We start from the raw sequence: 19,324 nt of genomic DNA on the forward strand, positions 1-19,324 counted from the left end.
GATGATGAATTTTTACAGGATTCTAACATATTTTTAATTACGAAACTAAATAAAATATGTTTTTATATGGATAATATTTATAAAAATATACTTTTAAGTAGTATAATTTCTTAAATATTTTAAGGGAGATAATAAATTATGTCTAAGACTTTAGAGGTTCAGCCCCCAAAGAAAAAAACAAGCATAGGTGTTATACTTGGTTTTGGTTTTGGGGTTTTAATTGTATTTTCGTGTGTGATGGTATTCTTAAGTCTTAATCGCGTAAGCAGTATCAATGCCTCATTGAGCGAAATTAATGATAAAAATGCCCTTGCTCAACGTTATGCAATCAACTTTCGGGGAAGTGTGCATGATAGAGCTATTGCTGTGCGTGATGTAGTGCTTATTAGTAGTGAGGATAAAAACGGATTGCAACAGCTTTTAGAACAGATTAATGCACTAGAGAAATTTTACAAAGAAGCAGAAGATAATATGAAGCAGAAGTTTATTGATGCAAAACTGCTCAATAAAAAAGAACTAAGCATTTTGCACTCTATTGAGGAAACACAAGCTAAAGCTATTCCGCTTATTGTTCAAATTATTCAGGCTAAGCTCGCAGGAGATTCTCAAAAGGCGCGCACTATTCTTACAACACTTTCTCCTTATTTTACGCAGTGGCTTGCAGAAATTAATGAATTTATTGATTATCAAGAAAATGCTAATTCAGGGCTTACACATCAGCTAAGAAGTGATGTTAGTGAGTTTAGAATCTTACTTTTAGTGCTTTTGGCTTGTAGCGTGATTTTTGGTGTAATTGTAGCTATTGTGATTATTCGTAATTTGTTGCGTTTGCTTGGTGGAGAGCCTTATATAGCTTCATATATTGTTTCTAAAATTGCTAATGGAGACCTATCTGGACATATAACATACAAAAATAAAGATTCTATACTTTCATCCATTGCAAGTATGCAGGAAGGATTAAGAGAAATTGTAGAGGCTATTACGCATTCATCGCAGCAAGTGAATAAAATCGCGCTTGAAGTCTCTGATGTAGCGAGAAAAGCGCAAGATGACGCTAATACACAAATGCAAAATTCAGCAGCCATAGTTGGTAAAATAGAGCAAATAAACCATTCTGTCGCAGAGGTATCAGATATTGCCAAACAAACAGAGGAAAATTCAGTCAAAAGTGTTGAAATTTCATCTAAGGGTGTGGAGATTATTAATATTACAGCCCAAGAGATTGGCAAAATTACAGAAATGATTAGCTCTTCAGCGGATAATATTCGTGGTTTGCAACAACAATCTGTGGAAATTGGTGGGAGTGCAGGCTTAATTGCGGAAATTGCAGATCAAACAAACTTACTTGCTCTTAATGCAGCAATAGAAGCTGCACGTGCAGGAGAACACGGAAGAGGATTTGCTGTTGTTGCAGATGAGGTGCGAAAACTCGCAGAGCGCACAGCTTCTACTACGGCGGAAATCGCTAATATGATAACACTTATTCAAGAGAGTATAGGTGTTTCTGTGAATTCTATTGAAGCCATTGTGCCACAAATTGATAAGGGACAAAAGCTCATTTTAGATTCTGTGCATACATTAGAAGAAATCCAAAGTCAAGCTCAAGATTCTCTCCAAAAAGCTCAAGTGGTAGCATCTTCTTCAGTTCAACAAGAAGATACAATGCAGAGTATTTTGCACGATATGCAGAGTATTTCTACATTATCTCAGGAGACAAGAAATTCACTTGAAAATACCAATAAGGCTATTGGTGAGCTTAAAAATATCTCTGATGCCTTAAAAAAGAATATGACACATTTTAAGGTGTAATAAAAAAGACAAAGGGCAATTTTTCTAGGTTAATCGCCCTTTTTGTGCATTTTGTTGTTGAATAAGCATTTTTGCTTCTTTAATGATATTTTCATCGCTTCCCATATCAAAATATATAAATTCATCGCCACTTTGTCGCTCTCCACTTAATAAATCTCCACTATTGCGATATTTTAAATCAAGTTCAGCAATGTCAAATCCGTTAAGGGTGCTACAAAAAGCTTTTAATCGTTCATTTTGCGGTTGATGTGTATAAAGATAGCAGTATCCTTTTAATCCGTTTCGGCTTACGCGCCCACGCAACTGGTGCAATGTGGCTAATCCTAGTCGTTCGGGTGCAACAATGACAATAGTAGAGACTTTTGGCAGGGAGATTCCCACCTCAACAAGTGTAGTAGCAAGGAGTAAAGAGCCATTGTGCGCAAAATCATCTATAACATTTTGTTTGTTTTTATCTTTACCTGAAGTGTAATGCACGCTATTAAAATGCTTTTGCCAAAAGCTTAATCCCTCATTTAAAGAAAGATAATCAAGATGCTCACTTTCTTCTACAAGAGGATAGATAATGATTGCCTGATGTCCTTGATTGATTTCATTTTGTAAGGCAGAAAGTAAAGTTTTAAAGGTGCTTTTATCTACAATGGAAGTGCTTATATCTTTTTTGAAAGGTAGGTCTTGAATGACACTTAAGTCAATAAATTGTGCATTAATCATCGCAAGAGTTCGTGGAATAGGAGTGGCTGAAAATTGCAAAATATGAGGACGAGCATTTTTATGGGCGTCTTGTCCTATTTTTTCTAACCCATAGCGTTGATTTGTCCCAAAGCGATGCTGTTCATCGCTCATTACAAGGGCTACATTTTCTAATGTAATCTCACGATATAGCAAGGCTTGCGTGCCTATGATAAAATGTGCTTCTTGCAAATCTTGACGCGTTTTAGCAGTAATAAGATGTATTTTGATAAATGGTGGAAGCAGTCGTTTTGCTTCTTCATAAAGTTGGGTAGCAAGAATTGTAGTGGGTGCCATAAGAATGCTTGTGTGTGGATATGTCATCATTACAGCACAGAGGATTACTATTGTTTTGCCACAGCCCACATCACCCATAATAAGTCGCCTTGCTGCAATTTTGGAATCTAAATCTAAGCTTATATCTTTTATGGCGGAGCATTGTCCGCTTGTGAGGGAAAAAGGCAAAGATTCTATAAAAGGCGTAATATCGTTATTGCAGCGATATTTGGCTTTGAAATGTATCTTTTTGCGTGAGAGTAAGTGCAAATAATGATAAATTTCAATAAATTTAAGCGCATTCATATGTTCTTGGGGCAATGCGTTGTGTTTTTTAAAAGCGAGCATAAAATGCGATGAGGGTGTAAAAATTTCATATATTTTTTGAGCAATCTCTTGAGGAATACCACAAGAGAGGAGATTATCTATATTGATAGCAGCTTGAGTTAATTCCTGCATTGCTTTAGCACTAAGCAGGGTAGTTTTAAAATGTGGTGTAATGGTGTTAATGTGCTTAATAGATTTTGGTTGAATTAGAGTGTAGCGCTGGTTATAGGTTTCAAGTTTGCCTAATACATAATGAGTAGAATCTTCACTAAAAATCTTTTTGTGAAAAGGCTTTGGGTGGAAGATAATCATTTCAAGGGGCTGATTAAAATCGCTCATCGTAGCGTAAATGCTTAAACGAGCATTTTTGCCAAAACCGAGCGTTTTTGTATCGTGTATATGCACTTTGATAAGGACATTGCTATGAGGAGTAAGAGTAGGAGTAAGCGTGGTGTCAATATAAGATTTGGGAACGTGAGTAATGATAAGAGCAAGGAGATTGTTTATTTTAAGTTTTTTTAGACGCGATTGATTGGTTTTATCAAGATGTTGAATAAAGGAGCTAAAATCATACATAAATTAATTTAAGAGCTAATAAATTGTGCCATATCAAGCAAACGATTAGCGTATCCCCATTCATTATCACACCACGCCATAACACGAGCCATATTGCCATTAACGATATAGCTTAAATCTGGTGCAAATACAACACTATGAGGATTCCCTATAAAATCACTGCTTACGCCTTGTTTGGAATCAATGCCAATAATTCCTTTCATTGAGGTTTTACTTGCATTTATAAGTGCATTATTAAGTTCCGTGATAGTCGTTTGACGCGAAAGATTAAAGGTTATGTCAATAAGCAAAACATTTGAAATGGGCACACGCACACTATGTCCATCTATTTTTCCCTCAAGTTCTGGGAGGATTCGCATAAGTGTGCGTGTTGCACCTGTATGAGTGGGGATAATATTTTGAGCAGCAGCTCGTGAGCGGCGTTTATTTGTAGGATAAACGCTATCAAGGAGAGATTGTTCATTTGTATAGCTGTGCATAATGCAAAAACTCGCTACTTCAATACCAAAACATTCATCAATAATCTTGCAAAGCGGTGCTAGAGCATTTGCAGTGCAAGAGGCATTAGAGATAATAGATTCTTTGGCATAGAGGGTATGATTAACTCCAAGTGCAAAGGTTGGCATATTATCGGTTGGTGTAGCAGAGAGAATAACTCTTTTTATACCTTTTTCACAATGATGTGTAAGCTGCTTAGAATCTAAAAATTGCCCACTTGATTCAATAACAATATCAGCCCCACACGCAGCAAAATCAAGTTCTTTAGGATTGCTATGATTAAAAGTGCGAATAGGTGGATAAGTGTTGTGATTATTTTTAAGTATAAGAGTATTAGAGGTGTGCGAAACTTCAAAGGGAAGTGTGCGATGGGTGGTGTCATTCTCAAGCAGATAGCTTAGAATCTCCCAATCGTTAATATCATTAATGGCAACAATGCTTATGTGTTCTTTGTATTTATGTTGCAAGGCTACGCGCATAATACTTCTGCCAATGCGTCCAAAGCCATTAATAGCAATATTTATCATCTTATCCCTTGAAAATTAAATGCTAAAGTGCAAAAAGCGATTGTAGCATATTTGCTATAATAGTCATATTTTTATTGATTTTGAGAGGATAAGAAATGAATACTTTTCGTGTGGCAATTACAGGAGCGAGCAGTGGTATAGGTAGAGCATTAGCAATTTGTTTTGCAAATGAGGCAACTCATTTATATATTGCAGGACGCAATAAGGAGCGATTAGAAGAGAGTAGAGCATATATTTTAGCTGCAAATCCTCAAGCACAAGTAGAAATTTCTTGTTTTGATGTAAGCGATGAAAAGTCGTGCAAACTTTGGTGTGAAGAAATATTTGTCTCTCGCCTTGATGTGCTTATTATAAATGCAGGGGTTGCGATGGGAGAAAAAGAGAGTGTAAAAAAACATTTTGAAATTTGTCATACAAATGTTATGGGTGTAGCCTATATTGCATTTTACGCACTTGAAGCATTCCGTAAGCAAGAATTAAAAGATAAAAAGAGAGGACAAATAGTGCTTATGGCATCTATTGCAGCACTTCTTTCATTGCCAAATGCACCAAGTTATAGTGCTTCAAAGAGTTTTGTTAAAAGTTTGGGAGAAAGTTTGAGCGTGGCGCAAAAAGATGTGCATATTACAACTATTTGTCCGGGGTTTATTAAAACGCCACTGACAGATTATATTCACCATTCTATTCCACAAATGAGTGTTGAACAGGCAAGTAAAAAGATGTATTATGCGATTAAGAAAGGCAAAAGTTTCTACGCATTTCCACACTCTTTAGCGTATGCAGCAAGATTCTATACTATTTTACCATTTTGGCTCAAACGCGCACTTGTGAATCTTATAGGCTTTATGGGGAGGCTATAAGTTTAAGTTAATGCTCTTGTGCATTTTCAAGGGCTTTTGTAGCTTCATTGGCGTGTGCTTTGGTATTGTGATAGAGCATATATATTGCTGTTTCCCATAAATCCGCATTGATTTTTTTAAGTTTTGCATAAAGTTTAGAATCTTCTTCTCCTACAAGCTGCCAATGAGTAGAATCTTTATTTGTAGAATCTTTGGGAGTGCGTTTATAGAGCGCACCTCCTCCTGCTTGCTCGTATTCATTAGAGTAGCAGTATTTATTGCTTATAAGTAATGGTGGTCTATTCCAGCGGCGGATAAAGGTAAAGCGTTCTTCCCCAAAACTGCTATCTAGTAAATCTCTTCCCATAGTGGTGTTGTGGATTTTAACTCCAGCTAAACCAGCTGCTGTTGGAAATATATCAATATGCCCTCCTGCTTGAGGCATTATTTTGCCTTGAGGAAAGAATTTTGGAGAGTGGATAATAAGTGGCACTTGAAATTCGTGCAGAAGCAAATTTGAATAAGTTTTATCAACTGATGGTGAAATTTGCGACATTCCGTGGTCTCCTGTGATGATAAAAATTGTATTGTCATAATATGATGATTTTTTGGCAGTCTCAAAGAATTTTTTGAGCGCATAATCACAATATTTCATAGAGAGATATTCTGCTCTATTGTCTTCGAAACCATATTTTTTTAAAAATTCATTATCAGGTATGGTGTAATCAAAATCAGGTATGCCTTCAGGGACGGTAAAAGGCGCGTGGAAGCTTGCAAGCTGAATGAGGCTTATAAAAGGAGCTTTTTGTGATTCAAGGAGTGTGTTAGCTTCCTGCAAAAGGTCTTTGTCTGAAACTCCCCATACGTCCATTCTAGGAGATTTCCAATATCCCTCTTCGTATATTTGAAGCCCAGAGACATTATTGCTCAACACGCCGCGTATATTTGCCCAATTTGCATTACCACCGAGCATATAAAGCTTTGTATATCCCTCAAAGTCATTCCATACAAGATGTTGATCCATTGTATAAGGGTCGCGAGAGCTGGTCTTAAAATATTCATTCACATCGGGTATGCCTGTTATGATAGAAAACATTGCTCTTGCGGTGGTGCGAGCTGAAGCGTAATAATTAGGAAAATATAGCGATTCCTTGGCGAGTTGAGAAAGAAAGCGCGTGGTATCTATTTCATCAAACATAAGTGAGCTTTTATGAGTGCTCATAGATTCAATAACAATGATAACAATGTTTGGTTTAGCCTCACCAGTAGTTTTTGAAAAGCGGTCATAACTCATAGAATTTGTATTAGGGTTTTGCACGCCTAAGTATTCCACAGCAGTAGGATAAGCTTCGCGGGCTTGTTTTGTATTATCTATATAGGAATTTTTCGGACGCGTGTCTGCAAGATTCTGAATGGGATTAAGCCCTAAGGCAGTAATTTGATTGTATCCTGAGAAAAAGGCTTCGCTCCACCGCAATGGATAATAAATTATGCCATATTGCCCATAAATTAAAATAAGAACTACAAGTAAGGTAGCCACTCCTGATGTTATTTTACTTGAAATAGTATTTACGCTATAAACCCACTTATTTAAAATCATTTTGCTTCCAAAGGTAAGTATAGCAACAACAACACCAAGAAGCACCAAGAGTTTTATAACAGGATATGTTTGCCAAATCATTCCTAAAGCTTCTTTGGTATCTTCTAGTAATCCGATGGCTGCAAAATTAAGGCGCGATTGTAAATACGCATAATGGGCAAAATCAACGATATAAATTAGAACATAAAAAATAAATACAATTGTATAAAATGCCACTAAAAATGGACGCACTTTATCAAAAGATTTTGATATAAAAGGTGTAAAAAGACATATAAGCAGAGGTAGAGACATTAGGGCAGCTATACGACCATCAAAGCGAACACCGATATAAAAAGCCTTTCCTAATTCAGCCCAAGAAAAACCAGCTAGACTTTCCCATTGCCAAAGCACAAAGCCAATGCGCATAATAATAGCTATCAGCCATAAAAATAAAAGAAACTTTAAGTATATTCGTGTATTATTGGTAATCATTGGGCTTACCCCTCTTAAGAGTTAGATTCAAAAACTATTATTGTATATTGAATTATTTAACTTGTTTCTAAAATAAAGATTGTTGAAGTATTTTTACGCCTATTTTGAGTGCAGGCTTAAATATAATTGGCACTATGGGAGAAATTATAAGAGTGTGTTAAATGCACTTCTAATACTTTCTATAGAGTGCGGCTCAATGAGGCGCTCTCCTACCTCTTTTCCATCTTTGTAAAAAATGAGTGTGGGAATCTTGCGAATATTGAGTTCATCTTTAAGGTGTGTTTGTGTATCAAAACTTACCTTGAATATGGTTATTTTCCCTGCAAACTCTTGGGCAAGCACCTCAAGCATAGGGTCAATAGCTCGGCAGTCTGGACACCAAGGTGCACTAAAATCCACTACTACACAACCTTGCTTAATCACTTCATAAAAACGCTTACTATCAATATTTTCTATCATAATACCTCCTAAAACATAATATAAACTAACCCATAAGTGCCAAACATAAGGATAATAAATAAAATTAATGCAAGGGCAAATGTCTTTGCTCCAAAAGAGATAAATTTTTGCCAATCAATTTGCAAACCTAGCGCTACCATTGCAAAAACAAGGCAAATTTTAGAAGCAAATTGTGTGGATTCTACCACCACTGGTGGAAAATCAATAAAAGAATTAAGCACAATTACGCCTAAAAATCCAAAAGCAAAATAAGGAATATAAAGTGCATTTTGTTTTGCGTGTGTGTCGCCATTTGGAATATTTGTATCATTTTGAACACGTTTTTGATTGAGCTTAAAAATAATATAGGAGATAATAAGCAAAAGTGGCACAAGTAGCACGACACGCGTCATTTTAACGATAATAGCTACATTTTGAGATTCTGGTGAGATTGCCGCAGCACCTACGACATTTGCTACTTCGTGCAAGCTTGCACCGATGAAAATACCCCACTGATAGTCATTTAAGGGGAGTATATTGGCATAATATATTGCAGGTAAGAGTATCATACCAATAAGTCCAAAAATGACAATAAAACCAAGAGCCACAGAGCTTTTACTCGGGTGAGTTTTGAGGGTGGATTCTAAAGCTAGGATTGCTGCAGCACCACATACTGCACTTCCAATGCCTACAAGTAAGCTGATTTCATTATCAAGTTTGAGCATTTTACCGATAAAAATTGCTGCAATAAATACTCCAGCAACAATAAATAAAGAAATAAGGAATCCATTAAGCCCAAGTGTAGCAATTTCGCCGAGTGTGATATATGAACCATAGAGAATAATGCCAAGACGCAAGAGCTTTTTCGCACCAAAAGTAATCCCTGCTTGTATATCATAATGTTGATTGAGTTTGGGATAAAACGGAGAGAGTGCAGCCCCGAGCAAAATACCAATAATGAGTGGAGAGAGAAATGGTGTAAGCGTGGCAGAAATAAAGAGTGAGAGCAAACTAAAAAAAGCAAGAAATAATATGCCATAGAGAAAACCTTGAAAGCGATAAGCCATTATATATCCTTTAAGAAATAAATGTTTGTTCTATTTTATGATTTGTAAATAAATACAGATACTAGAGGTAATGTATGGTGGCTCGAGGCGGAATCGAACCACCGACACGGAGATTTTCAGTCTCCTGCTCTACCGACTGAGCTATCGAGCCACAAAAAGAAATGCGTATTATAGCTAAATACGCTTAAAACTTGGCTTAATCAAATGCAAATCTCAAATCTGCTTATGAAGTATAATAAGCGAAAGTATAAAATACTTAGTTAGGTATGGTTAGAGTCTAACTCCAAAATCTAACCCTACCTAAGAAGCTATTAGTAATACAATTATTTATTAATAAATGTGCGTTATTTCCAAAAAGTTTTGATATGTAGCTCTATTCTATCACTATTCATTTTTGAGCCCTCAATACCAAAGTCTTTAATATTAATCTCTCCTTTTAGTGTGAGTTCAAGTGTGTTTATATTAAGCATAGAATCAAGCACAAGTGGCAAAGTTACGCCGTGCAAATTTAGCTCTCCATACACTTTACCCTTGATATGCTTATCATCTTTTTGTTCTTCAAGTCTTTCATATTTTGTCATCATAAAGCGACTTGTTGGATAAGCCTTGACATCTAAGAAATCAGATTCTAATAGATGCGCGTCTCGTTTTTTATTATCAGTAAAAACAGAGGCTATTTTGACCTCACCACTTAGATTAATGATATTATTTGTAGTATCAAGTTTTAAATTGCCACTAAAGTCTTTAAAAACCCCATCAATTGATACGAAACCAAATTTTGTTGCTTTAAAACCAATATGAGAATCTTCGCTTAATGAAAGATTGCCTTGATGGGTTGCGCTATAAGCTTGTGTTGTCATAAGCAATAGAGCGCATATGAGGCTATGAAATATTTTCTCTAAAGTGCCTCTTTGTCCAAATCCTTTGTGTCGTGCTTTTGTGTGTAACATAATTATCCTTTCAGCTTTTGCTTTTGTTTTCAAGTCCTATGACTGCCTTATATAATATCTTGCGAAGCTCTTGCATCTCTTCTTTACTTAGATGCTCTAAGAGTAAGTCATTATGCACCTCCTTCATTATTTGGTATGTTTTTTTAGCGTATTCTTTGCCACTAGGTGTAAGGGTGATAAGATTTTCGCGTCTATTTGCTGGATTTTGTTTGCGCTCTACTAAGCCTTTAAATTCTAAGTCATCAATATACATACGCACATAATTTTTATCACTTGAAGCAAAATTGCACAAACTGATTTGGGAGTGTGGATTTTGTGAGCATACCCATAAAATCCCTGCTTGTTTGTGGTGTATGATACCAAGTGGAGCTATACGCCTATCAAATTCTGTAGAGAGTTTTTCTCTAAGTTGTGTAGCAAGAAAACCAATATTTTCGTAAATATCACAAGATTCATTGCTTACATCTTGCTTTAAAGGGGTTTTGGAATCTCGTTTTTGCATTTTCATAATTTTCTCCTTATAATAATTTTTAATTATAGTAACTAAAAATTATTATAATTAAAAATGATAATAAAATCAAGTCAAAGCCAAAAATTGATATATTTTTGTGAAAACTACTTGCTAGATACTATGGAGGACTCTAAAGGCAAAAGAAAGATTTGCAAGGGTAAAGAATACTTGCCTATACTTCAGAACTTTCCCGATATTTATGAAAAAACCAAAGTTTTTTATGTGCCAAGCATAGTTATGAAGCAGCAGAATTTTAGCTCTTGAAGCAAAGATACAAGATAAATATATTTTCTAGCTTGCTGAAGGTCTAGGTTAGAATCTAAGCAAGGGCATTTAGATTCTTATAGAATTTAATGATCAAATTGCACCAAAGACAAATGACAATAAAACTACACAAATTCATTGATAATTTGTGTATAATCACAGCTATGAATAAACAAGTTAGTATGAATTTTGCCAAAGTGAATTTATGGCATTTAGGTGTCACAATAGGCATTTTTTGCCTTATTGTTGGTATGTTAAGAATCTTTGGTTGGAGTGAGCCGGAGGTATATCCACAGATTCAAAAGGATATTTTCTTAGCCATCAATTCGCTTTGGTCCAATGTCCCATCTCTCGCACACAATCTTACCCAACTCGGTGATGCAAGTGTAGCATTCGCACTCTTGCTAGGGTTCCTCATCGCACCTAAGCTTTGGGAAGCACTCATCGCAGGCTCCTTGCTTTCTCTTGTGCTTTCTACATTATTCAAGACAATCTATGCAATGCCACGTCCAGCACGTGCTTTTGAGAATACTTTTAATATCATCGGTGAGCGACTAGCAGGCACAAATAGCCTACCATCAGGGCATTCGATCACTATATTCACGATACTTTCTGTGCTGCTTTTTGCTTTTATGCCAAGCACTCGCAAATGGCGTTTGCCTTTTATCATAGGTATCACTCTTTTGGGTGTATTTGTGGGGCTTTCACGCGTGGGCGTGGGAGCACACTATCCGCTAGATGTCCTTGTGGGCGCGTCCCTTGGGTGTGTGTGCGGAGTCTTTGGTGTGCTTGTGGCTAGTAAGACGCGTATTTTTGCTTGGTTAGATTCACATTTTGGTTTGCTTATTTTCGCTACTTTGGGCGCAGTTGCTGTGGTGATGGCGATTCAAAATATCAGTAAGCATAATCTTGCGGTATTTTATCTTGCACTTATTTGTGCGTCAGGCTGCTTATTTATGATGCTACATAAATATTTTACTAGCGCTCAAAGATTGGATTTACAATGCACCACTCCACCCCCCCCCCCCCCCCACCCCACCCCGAGTCAACCTATCGTCTTTATTTTCATCATCTCCGCACTTCAAGTAGCATTTTTCCATTTTCCTTTTTTAGGATTCGTGCGGACAAATCTCGCTTTAGATTCACTAAATGCAATTGTGCTATTTGTTTCACTCGTGCTATTTTTGTTCGCACTTACTACACTTATGCCACTCTTATTAGCGCTCATCTCTTTCAAGCTCACTAAAATATGGTTCGCAATTATCTCAATCACAAATGCCATAGCGGTGTATTTCGTCTCTGTATATGGAGTGTTTTTGGATAAAACGATGATGGGCAATCTCTTTAATACAAACCCAGCAGAAGCAGGAGAATTTCTATCTTTAAAAATGGCACTATATATAGTTATACTAGGTCTTCTCCCAGCATGCTTTCTACTCTTTGAAAAGGTGGCAAGACCTACACGCAAATCACTTGCTAAGAGCTTAGGCTTGATATTTTTCGTGCTTATTGTGCTTACTGGAGTTAATTTTCAGAATCTATTGTGGTTTGATAAATACTCTAAACAACTTGGCGCACTTATTATGCCTTGGTCATATATAGGTAACTCAGTGCGGTATTTTCAAGGGGAGTTAGCAAAAAATAAAAAAGAGATTCCCCTCCCTGATGCACGCATTACAAATGACAAAAAATCTGTAGTCGTGCTGGTGATTGGTGAATCTGCACGTGCAAAAAACTTCTCATTATATGGTTACTCACGCAATACCAACCCTCTCCTTTTAGAAGTGTCAGGACTTCGACATTTTTATGCAAAATCAAGCACGACATATACGAGTGCATCTGTGAAAAATATGCTTTCATACAAGGATAGCACAAATCTGTATGAGATATTGCCAAACTATCTTGCACGCACTGGGGTAGATGTGATGTGGCGTTCGACAAATTGGGGTGAACCCCCGCTTCACCTACCTAGTGAAAATATTATGCGATATTCGCAACTTGCAGAGAAATATATTCATCTTGATGATAACTATGAGTCTACACTTGTGGCGGGACTAACCGAGGACATTGAGTTAGCAAAATCGCCTAAAGTGCTTATCGTCATTCATACAAGCACGAGCCACGGACCAACATATTATAAGAAATACCCTCCTCAGTTTGAAGTCTTTAAGCCTGTGTGTAAAAGTGTCGAACCAAAGGGATGCTTACAGAGTGAAATTATCAATGCGTATGATAATACAATCCTCTATACTGATTTTTTATTGCACTCAGTCATTAGTCAGTTAAGCAAACTTGATAAATACGACAGCACAATGATTTATGTAAGTGATCACGGCGAGAGCTTGGGTGAAAATGGTGTATATATGCACGGGATACCATTAGCATTTGCACCAAAGGAGCAATATGAAATACCATTTTTTGTGTGGAGTTCTAATGCTAGCAGGATTAAAGATTTAAATGAAGCAACACACTTTCATATCTTTCATAGTGTTTTGACATTTTTAGATGTGGAGAGCGAAGTGCTTGATGAAAAAATGAGCATATTTACTAAGCAAAAATAGCAAATTACTAGCGTTTGTATAATTTTTGCATTTTTGGTAAAAATTCCCACACACATAAGATAAATATAAAATCAACAATGCGCAATAATACTTTGTTGATATTTTTCGTTATTATGTGTATTGCCCCTTGACAAACACTAGGTATCAGGCTTTATAATTACATTTTCAATTTTAGTCATTTAAGGAGTATTTATGCTATTAAAAGAGAATTTGACACAAGCACAAAGTGGGCAGAGAATCACTGCCAAAGGCTACGCAGTCGCACATAAAAGTGATACTTTTAAGCCCTTTAGTTTTTCGCGCCACGCTTTGGGAGAAACTGACATTTTGATTGAGATTCTATATGCTGGAATCTGCCATAGCGATATTCATAGCGCGCGTGAGGAATGGCATAAGGGAATTTTTCCAATGGTGCCCGGACACGAGATTGCGGGTAAAGTCGTGGCAGTAGGAAGCAAGGTAAGCAAATTTAAAGTTGGCGATTACGCAGGGGTAGGCTGTATGGTCAATTCTTGCGGTGAGTGTGAGGCGTGCAAAAGAAGCCAAGAGCAGTTTTGTGAAAATGGCAAATGCGTCTTTACTTATGATTGCCACGATTGCTTCCACGATAACGAGCCAACTTATGGCGGGTATTCAAATAATATTGTAGTGAGTGAAAAATTTGCGGTCAATGTCCCACAAGATGCGCCGTTAGAAAAAGTTGCTCCCTTGCTTTGCGCAGGAATCACCACCTATTCGCCGATTAAATTTAGCAATGTCAAGGCAGGCGATAAAGTCGCGGTAGCTGGATTTGGTGGGCTTGGTGTAATGGCACTCAAATACGCAATCAAAATGGGTGCGGAAGTGAGCGTGTTTGCGCGTAATAAAAATAAAGAAAAAGAGGCATTAGATCTTGGTGCAAAGGCACTTTATACTGATACAAAGGGTGTGAGCGAACGATTTGATTTTATCATTTCTACGATTCCAACCGCGTATGATGTGAATGCCTATGCGGAGTTGTTGAAATTTGGCGGAGAAATGGCGATTGTCGGCTTACCACCTGCAGATGAGAAGCTTAGCATTGATTTAACGAGACTTGTGTTTGCGGCGGGCAAAAAAGTCTATGGCTCACTCATTGGCGGAATAAAAGAGACACAAGAAATGCTTGATTTTTCGCTCAAACATAGAATCTATCCCGAGACAGAGGTTATTTCTGTGGAGCAAATCAATGAGGCGTATGAGAATCTTACAAGCGGCAAGGCGAAATTCCGCTATGTGATTGATATGAGCAGCCTCAAAGAATAAGCAAATAAATAATTTATTACATTTGGAGAGCTAATTGTGTAAAAATCTCTCCTCTTTGTTTATAAGAGCTAAATTGATCTAAGCTTGCAGCGGCAGGAGAGAGAAGCACAACATCTTTGGCATTCGTATCGCGTTTTTTCTTTATGCAATCCATAGCTTTATAGATGTCTTTACAAGGTGTAATGGGGATATGATATTCTTGAGCAAAAGAACATAAGCGTTCTTCATTCGCGCCAATGCTTATAATTTCAATATCTTTATCTTTCATAAACTCAAAGAGTGGTGTGAGATTTGCTCCTTTGTCATCGCCACCTAGTATGATAATAATATGTGTATGTATGTATCGTGCGATAGCCTGAATGGTTGCATCGACATTCGTGCCTTTGCTATCATCAACCCACAAACGATTGAATTTATCATAAAATTCAGCGATTCTATGTGCTCCTATTTGAAAGGTATTCAATCGTGCAATATCATCGGCTTTAAAGGCAAGCTTAGCGATACTAAGGGCTATGATGGCATCAAGTAAAAATGGCTCTTTGAAGTTAATATCTTGAAGAGAAATGCTACATTTTTGGGCTAAATCCTGCGTAGATTTGTAGCTAATAAGTGTGCCTTTAAAATCTTTTATAAAATTATGATGTTCAAATTCACTGGGAATAATTGCGTAAGTGTAGGAATCCATACGCTTAAGCGGACTAAGCTTATCATCAATATAATTTTCAAAGCTTCCGTGCCAACTGATATGGTCTTCTTTGACGGGCAATAAGGCGTAGATTTTAGGATAGGCATCGTGCGTATAATGCAAGCTAAAAGAGCTTGTCTCAAGCACCCATATTTTTGGATTGCTTGTATAAAGCATAGCAAGAGGTGTGCCGATATTGCCCCCACTTTGTGCATTGAATGGCTCAAGCAAAAGTGTTGTCATTTCTGTAGTGGTGGTTTTACCATTTGTGCCACTAATCCATATCATAAAAGGCATATCTTTTTTGTGAGTATTCACATCATTTTGCAAAAGCCTATAAAAATAGTCATATTCGCTAATGAGGTGTTGGGCTTTGCACACTAATGGGTGAGAGGGGGGGATACCCGGACTAAGAATCTCTTTATCGCTATGTTCTGGAATAAAATCATTTGAAGGGAGCAAGGTATTGCCAAAATCATCATTATGAGCTTGAGTAAATTTATCATCATAAATGTGAAGAGTGTGCCCTTGCTGGTTGAGAAAGCTTACAAGGGGCGTTGTTGTAACGCCATAGCCAAAAATACTTATATGCATTATTTTTCCTTAACGAATTTTAAGGCTTAAAAGTGCGATGATATTTGCTAAAATTGCAATAATCCAAAATCGGACAATGATTTTATTTTCTGCCCAACCTTGAACTTCAAAGTGATGATGAATGGGTGCCATTGCGAAGATACGCTTTTTTCTGTATTTATAGCTGCCTACTTGCAAAATAACAGAGAGGGCTTCAATGACAAAGATAATGCCGATGAGCAATAAGAGAATTTCATTATTTGATACAATAGCCATAAAGGCAATAAATGCTCCAAGCGCGAGGCTACCACTATCGCCCATAAATACTTGTGCAGGGTGGCAGTTATACCACAAAAATCCAAAAAGTGCGCCAATAAGCGCCACAGAAAGAATCACTAGTTCTCCGCTATCCACAACTTTAGGATATAACAGGTAGCTAGAGAATCCAGCGTGTCCAGCGACATATACAAAGGCAGAAAGGGAAAAAAGCGCGCAAATGCTTGGCATTGTAGCAAGCCCATCAAGTCCATCGGTAATATTTACAGCATTGCTTGTAGCAAGAAATACAAGCACCCAAAATCCTAGCGCAAGCACTGAAATATCCATTATTTTAAAAGCTCCCATATCAAAGAGTGGATATTTCATAAAAGGAATGTAAAAATTTGTATTATGTCCGATGTAAAGAAGGATAGATGTGATGATAAGAGAAACAATAAAAAGGAGAAAAAATTTCATTTTTGCACTCATACCAGCATTATTTTTAGCAGAGATTTTCATATAGTCATCTCTTGCCCCAATCAAAGCAAAGCAAGAGATACAAAATAGTCCAAGTAGCACATAAGGATTGAAAAGATTGCCACAGAGCAAAGAGGCACAAATCATACTTATAATAAAAACAATTCCACCCATAGTGGGAGTATTTTTTTTACCTTCGTGTGCTGCAACATAGGTTGATATTGGTTGGTTGGCTTTTTTAGCTTTTGCCCATTTGATAAAATAAGGCATAAAAAACACGCTCAAACCAAAGGCAACAAAAAATGCTACTCCTGCCCGAAAGGTTATATAGGAAAAAATATTAACTCCATAATATTGATAAAGCCAATACAGCATACAGATTCCTTTTCCCCTTAACTTTTAAGGGAGTTAATTAGTTAATGAAAGGTTTTGGATTTTAGCTACAATTAGTTAATATGAAAGATTAAAATGAGGAGCATATTATGAAAACAATTCTTGTGATTACTGATGGCATAGGATATAGTGATAAAACGCAATATAACGCCTTTTATCACGCTAAAAAGCCTACCTATGATTATTTATTCAAAAATGTGCCCTATGGTATGATTGATACTTTTGGTTTGAGCGTGGGATTACCTCAAGGACAAATGGGAAATTCTGAAGTAGGGCATATGTGCATTGGTTCCGGGCGAGTATTATATCAAGATTTGGTTAGAATCTCGCGTGCGATTGAGTATGATGAGATAAAAGATAATCCTGCTTTGGTTGAGGTTACGCAGCAGAGTGCAGTTGTGCATTTGTGTGGATTACTAAGTGATGGCGGGGTGCATTCTCATATTGTGCATTTAAAGGCGCTTGCACAGATTCTAAGTACTCAAGGTAAAAGGGTGTATTTACATCTTATTACTGATGGACGCGATGTTTTGCCTAAAAGTGCGCTTAATTATCTTGCAGATATAGAGTCTATTTGCGAAGATAATGTAAGTATAGCAAGTGTATCTGGGCGTTTTTATGCGATGGATAGAGATAAAAGATGGGATAGAGTGCAAAAGGCATATGAAAGTATAGCACTTGGCAAAAATCCTACAAATCTTTCTCCTAAAGAGTATATTCAATCTCAATATGATGAAGGAATTTTTGATGAATTTCTTACTCCTGTGAGTTTTGGAGGGTTTCAAGGGATGAATGATGATGAAAGCTTTGTGTTTGTGAATTTTCGATCTGATAGGGCACGTGAAATTGTTGATTGCTTAGGGAATCCACAATTTAAAGAGTTTAAGCGGGAGCGATATGTAAAGCTTCATATTGCTACAATGACAGAATATGACGCAACATTCCCCTACCCTATTCTTTTTCCCAAGCAAAATGTGCAAAATACTCTCGCCGAAGTAATTTCTTCACATCGTTTAAAGCAGTTTCATACCGCTGAAACTGAAAAATATGCTCACGTTACATTTTTCCTTAATGGAGGGCGCGAGGAAGCTTTTATAGGAGAGGAACGAGTGCTTATCCCTTCCCCTAATGTCAAAACTTATGATTTACAGCCTCAAATGAATGCTTCTGCAGTGGGTGATGCAGTAATAAAAGCTGTAGAGCAAGGATATGATTTTGTGGTGGTAAATTTTGCAAATGGTGATATGGTCGGGCATACAGGGAATCTTGAAGCAGCAATTAAAGCAGTAGAAGCGGTGGATAAGGAATTAGGTAGGATTGTAGAATCTGCTCAAAAACACCATTATGCTCTTTTTATCACGAGTGATCACGGAAATTGCGAAGAAATGAAAGATGAAAAAGGTAATATGCTCACAAATCATACCGTTGGACAAGTATGGTGTTTTGGTATGATTGAGGGAGTGAGTAAAATTGAGAATGGAGGATTGAATAACATCGCTCCAAGTGTCCTTAAGGCAATGAATCTGCCTATTCCACCTGAAATGGATAAGCCATTATTTTAAAAAAATTGGTTGCAATAAGTATAAAGCTTAGCTTTTATATTAAATGCTTAAATACACCGCAAGTGTGGTGATAATAAATCCTGCACCTAAAACGCCAAAGGCTGCCTTGCGTTTGCCTTTACAAAATGAAGTAATAATTAAGCCAGAGAGATAAAAAAGTAGCATTGAAATGCCAAAACCAATAGCAATAAAATCAAAGAAAGAGAATTTAAATCCCCCTAGCTCATATTTTGTCCCTGTGCTTTTGTGCATAAGCATTAAGATTCCATATAAACCCCTATCTATTGTGCGGATTATAGGTGTGCCATCTTTATCTTTGATTAGACTAACTCCATATTTGATATCGCCCATAGTGAGATTGCCTTTCATTGAGTGTAATGTCGTGTCTTTAGGCACTTTGAGCTGATGTTCCTGTAGGGTAGTTATTATAAACTCCTTTTCATCTCCCTTTTGTGGCATAGAATCTAGTTTAATTTCTATAATGTTTGCCCCTGAATTTTGACGAATTTCAAAGATATAAAACACTCCTGTAATCGCATAAATTAATGCCGCAGGTAAGAAAAAAAGGCTTAAATACAAATGGATTTGCATCCATAATTTGCGATGAAGTTTCATTGAAAATCCTTTTGTATAAGAATTTGATAGA

The 19,324-nt window shown here is 36.9% G+C and carries 15 protein-coding genes and 1 tRNA gene; 5 read left to right on the top strand and 11 right to left on the bottom strand.

All coding sequences use genetic code 11. From position 1 onward, the window contains the following. Positions 1-138 precede the first annotated feature (138 nt). Positions 139-1,809 (top strand): methyl-accepting chemotaxis protein, encoded by a 1,671-nt coding sequence (locus tag HH_RS05600; protein WP_011115995.1) that lies wholly within the window; start codon positions 139-141, stop codon positions 1,807-1,809. A 24-nt stretch (positions 1,810-1,833) separates the two neighbouring features. Here HH_RS05600 and recG read toward each other — a convergent pair whose 3' ends face one another. Both recG and HH_RS05610 read right to left on the bottom strand, forming a co-directional pair. Beyond that, complete coding sequence (gene recG / locus HH_RS05605; RefSeq protein WP_011115996.1) at positions 1,834-3,720, bottom strand: ATP-dependent DNA helicase RecG; 1,887 nt, start codon at positions 3,718-3,720, stop codon at positions 1,834-1,836. Between the two features lie 8 nt (positions 3,721-3,728). Then, complete coding sequence (locus HH_RS05610; protein WP_011115997.1) at positions 3,729-4,745, bottom strand: type I glyceraldehyde-3-phosphate dehydrogenase; 1,017 nt, start codon at positions 4,743-4,745, stop codon at positions 3,729-3,731. 95 nt (positions 4,746-4,840) lie between these two features. Between HH_RS05610 and HH_RS05615 the strand changes: the two genes are divergently transcribed. Next, positions 4,841-5,605 (top strand): SDR family oxidoreductase, encoded by a 765-nt coding sequence (locus HH_RS05615; RefSeq protein WP_011115998.1) that lies wholly within the window; start codon positions 4,841-4,843, stop codon positions 5,603-5,605. A 7-nt stretch (positions 5,606-5,612) separates the two neighbouring features. Here HH_RS05615 and HH_RS05620 read toward each other — a convergent pair whose 3' ends face one another. The 6 genes from HH_RS05620 to HH_RS05645 form a co-directional block, all read right to left on the bottom strand. Continuing rightward, a complete protein-coding gene (locus tag HH_RS05620) occupies positions 5,613-7,655 on the bottom strand; it encodes an LTA synthase family protein (protein WP_011115999.1) in 2,043 nt (680 codons plus the stop codon). 144 nt (positions 7,656-7,799) lie between these two features. After that, positions 7,800-8,114, bottom strand: coding sequence for a thioredoxin family protein (locus tag HH_RS05625; protein WP_011116000.1), 315 nt, complete (start codon positions 8,112-8,114; stop codon positions 7,800-7,802). 8 nt (positions 8,115-8,122) lie between these two features. Further along, positions 8,123-9,160 carry a YeiH family protein gene (locus HH_RS05630; protein ID WP_011116001.1) on the bottom strand — a complete coding sequence of 346 codons (1,038 nt, stop codon included), beginning with the start codon at positions 9,158-9,160 and terminating at the stop codon, positions 8,123-8,125. Between the two features lie 75 nt (positions 9,161-9,235). Beyond that, positions 9,236-9,311 (bottom strand) — tRNA-Phe (locus HH_RS05635). Between the two features lie 193 nt (positions 9,312-9,504). After that, positions 9,505-10,110, bottom strand: a complete 606-nt coding sequence (locus HH_RS09215) for a YceI family protein (protein WP_011116002.1) — start codon at positions 10,108-10,110, stop codon at positions 9,505-9,507. A gap of 10 nt (positions 10,111-10,120) precedes the next feature. After that, positions 10,121-10,618 (bottom strand): MarR family winged helix-turn-helix transcriptional regulator, encoded by a 498-nt coding sequence (locus HH_RS05645; RefSeq protein ID WP_011116003.1) that lies wholly within the window; start codon positions 10,616-10,618, stop codon positions 10,121-10,123. 431 nt (positions 10,619-11,049) lie between these two features. On the opposite strand from HH_RS05645, the gene eptA reads away from it, so the two are divergent. Next, positions 11,050-13,446, top strand: a complete 2,397-nt coding sequence (eptA, locus tag HH_RS09335; protein WP_158295432.1) for a phosphoethanolamine--lipid A transferase EptA — start codon at positions 11,050-11,052, stop codon at positions 13,444-13,446. 192 nt (positions 13,447-13,638) lie between these two features. Continuing rightward, positions 13,639-14,730: an NAD(P)-dependent alcohol dehydrogenase gene (locus tag HH_RS05655; RefSeq protein ID WP_011116006.1), complete on the top strand. Its 1,092-nt coding sequence runs from the start codon at positions 13,639-13,641 to the stop codon at positions 14,728-14,730. Positions 14,731-14,746: 16 nt separating this feature from the next. On the opposite strand, the gene murD is transcribed toward HH_RS05655, so the two are convergent. After that, positions 14,747-16,009, bottom strand: coding sequence for a UDP-N-acetylmuramoyl-L-alanine--D-glutamate ligase (gene murD / locus HH_RS05660; RefSeq protein ID WP_011116007.1), 1,263 nt, complete (start codon positions 16,007-16,009; stop codon positions 14,747-14,749). A gap of 9 nt (positions 16,010-16,018) precedes the next feature. Then, positions 16,019-17,098: a phospho-N-acetylmuramoyl-pentapeptide-transferase gene (mraY, locus tag HH_RS05665; protein WP_011116008.1), complete on the bottom strand. Its 1,080-nt coding sequence runs from the start codon at positions 17,096-17,098 to the stop codon at positions 16,019-16,021. Positions 17,099-17,205: 107 nt separating this feature from the next. On the opposite strand from mraY, the gene gpmI reads away from it, so the two are divergent. After that, positions 17,206-18,678 carry a 2,3-bisphosphoglycerate-independent phosphoglycerate mutase gene (gene gpmI / locus HH_RS05670; protein WP_011116009.1) on the top strand — a complete coding sequence of 491 codons (1,473 nt, stop codon included), beginning with the start codon at positions 17,206-17,208 and terminating at the stop codon, positions 18,676-18,678. Between the two features lie 39 nt (positions 18,679-18,717). On the opposite strand, the gene HH_RS05675 is transcribed toward gpmI, so the two are convergent. Beyond that, positions 18,718-19,293, bottom strand: coding sequence for a hypothetical protein (locus HH_RS05675; protein ID WP_011116010.1), 576 nt, complete (start codon positions 19,291-19,293; stop codon positions 18,718-18,720). Positions 19,294-19,324: the final 31 nt, after the last annotated feature.

Source organism: Helicobacter hepaticus ATCC 51449 (assembly GCF_000007905.1).
In the GTDB taxonomy this organism is placed as follows: domain Bacteria; phylum Campylobacterota; class Campylobacteria; order Campylobacterales; family Helicobacteraceae; genus Helicobacter_C; species Helicobacter_C hepaticus.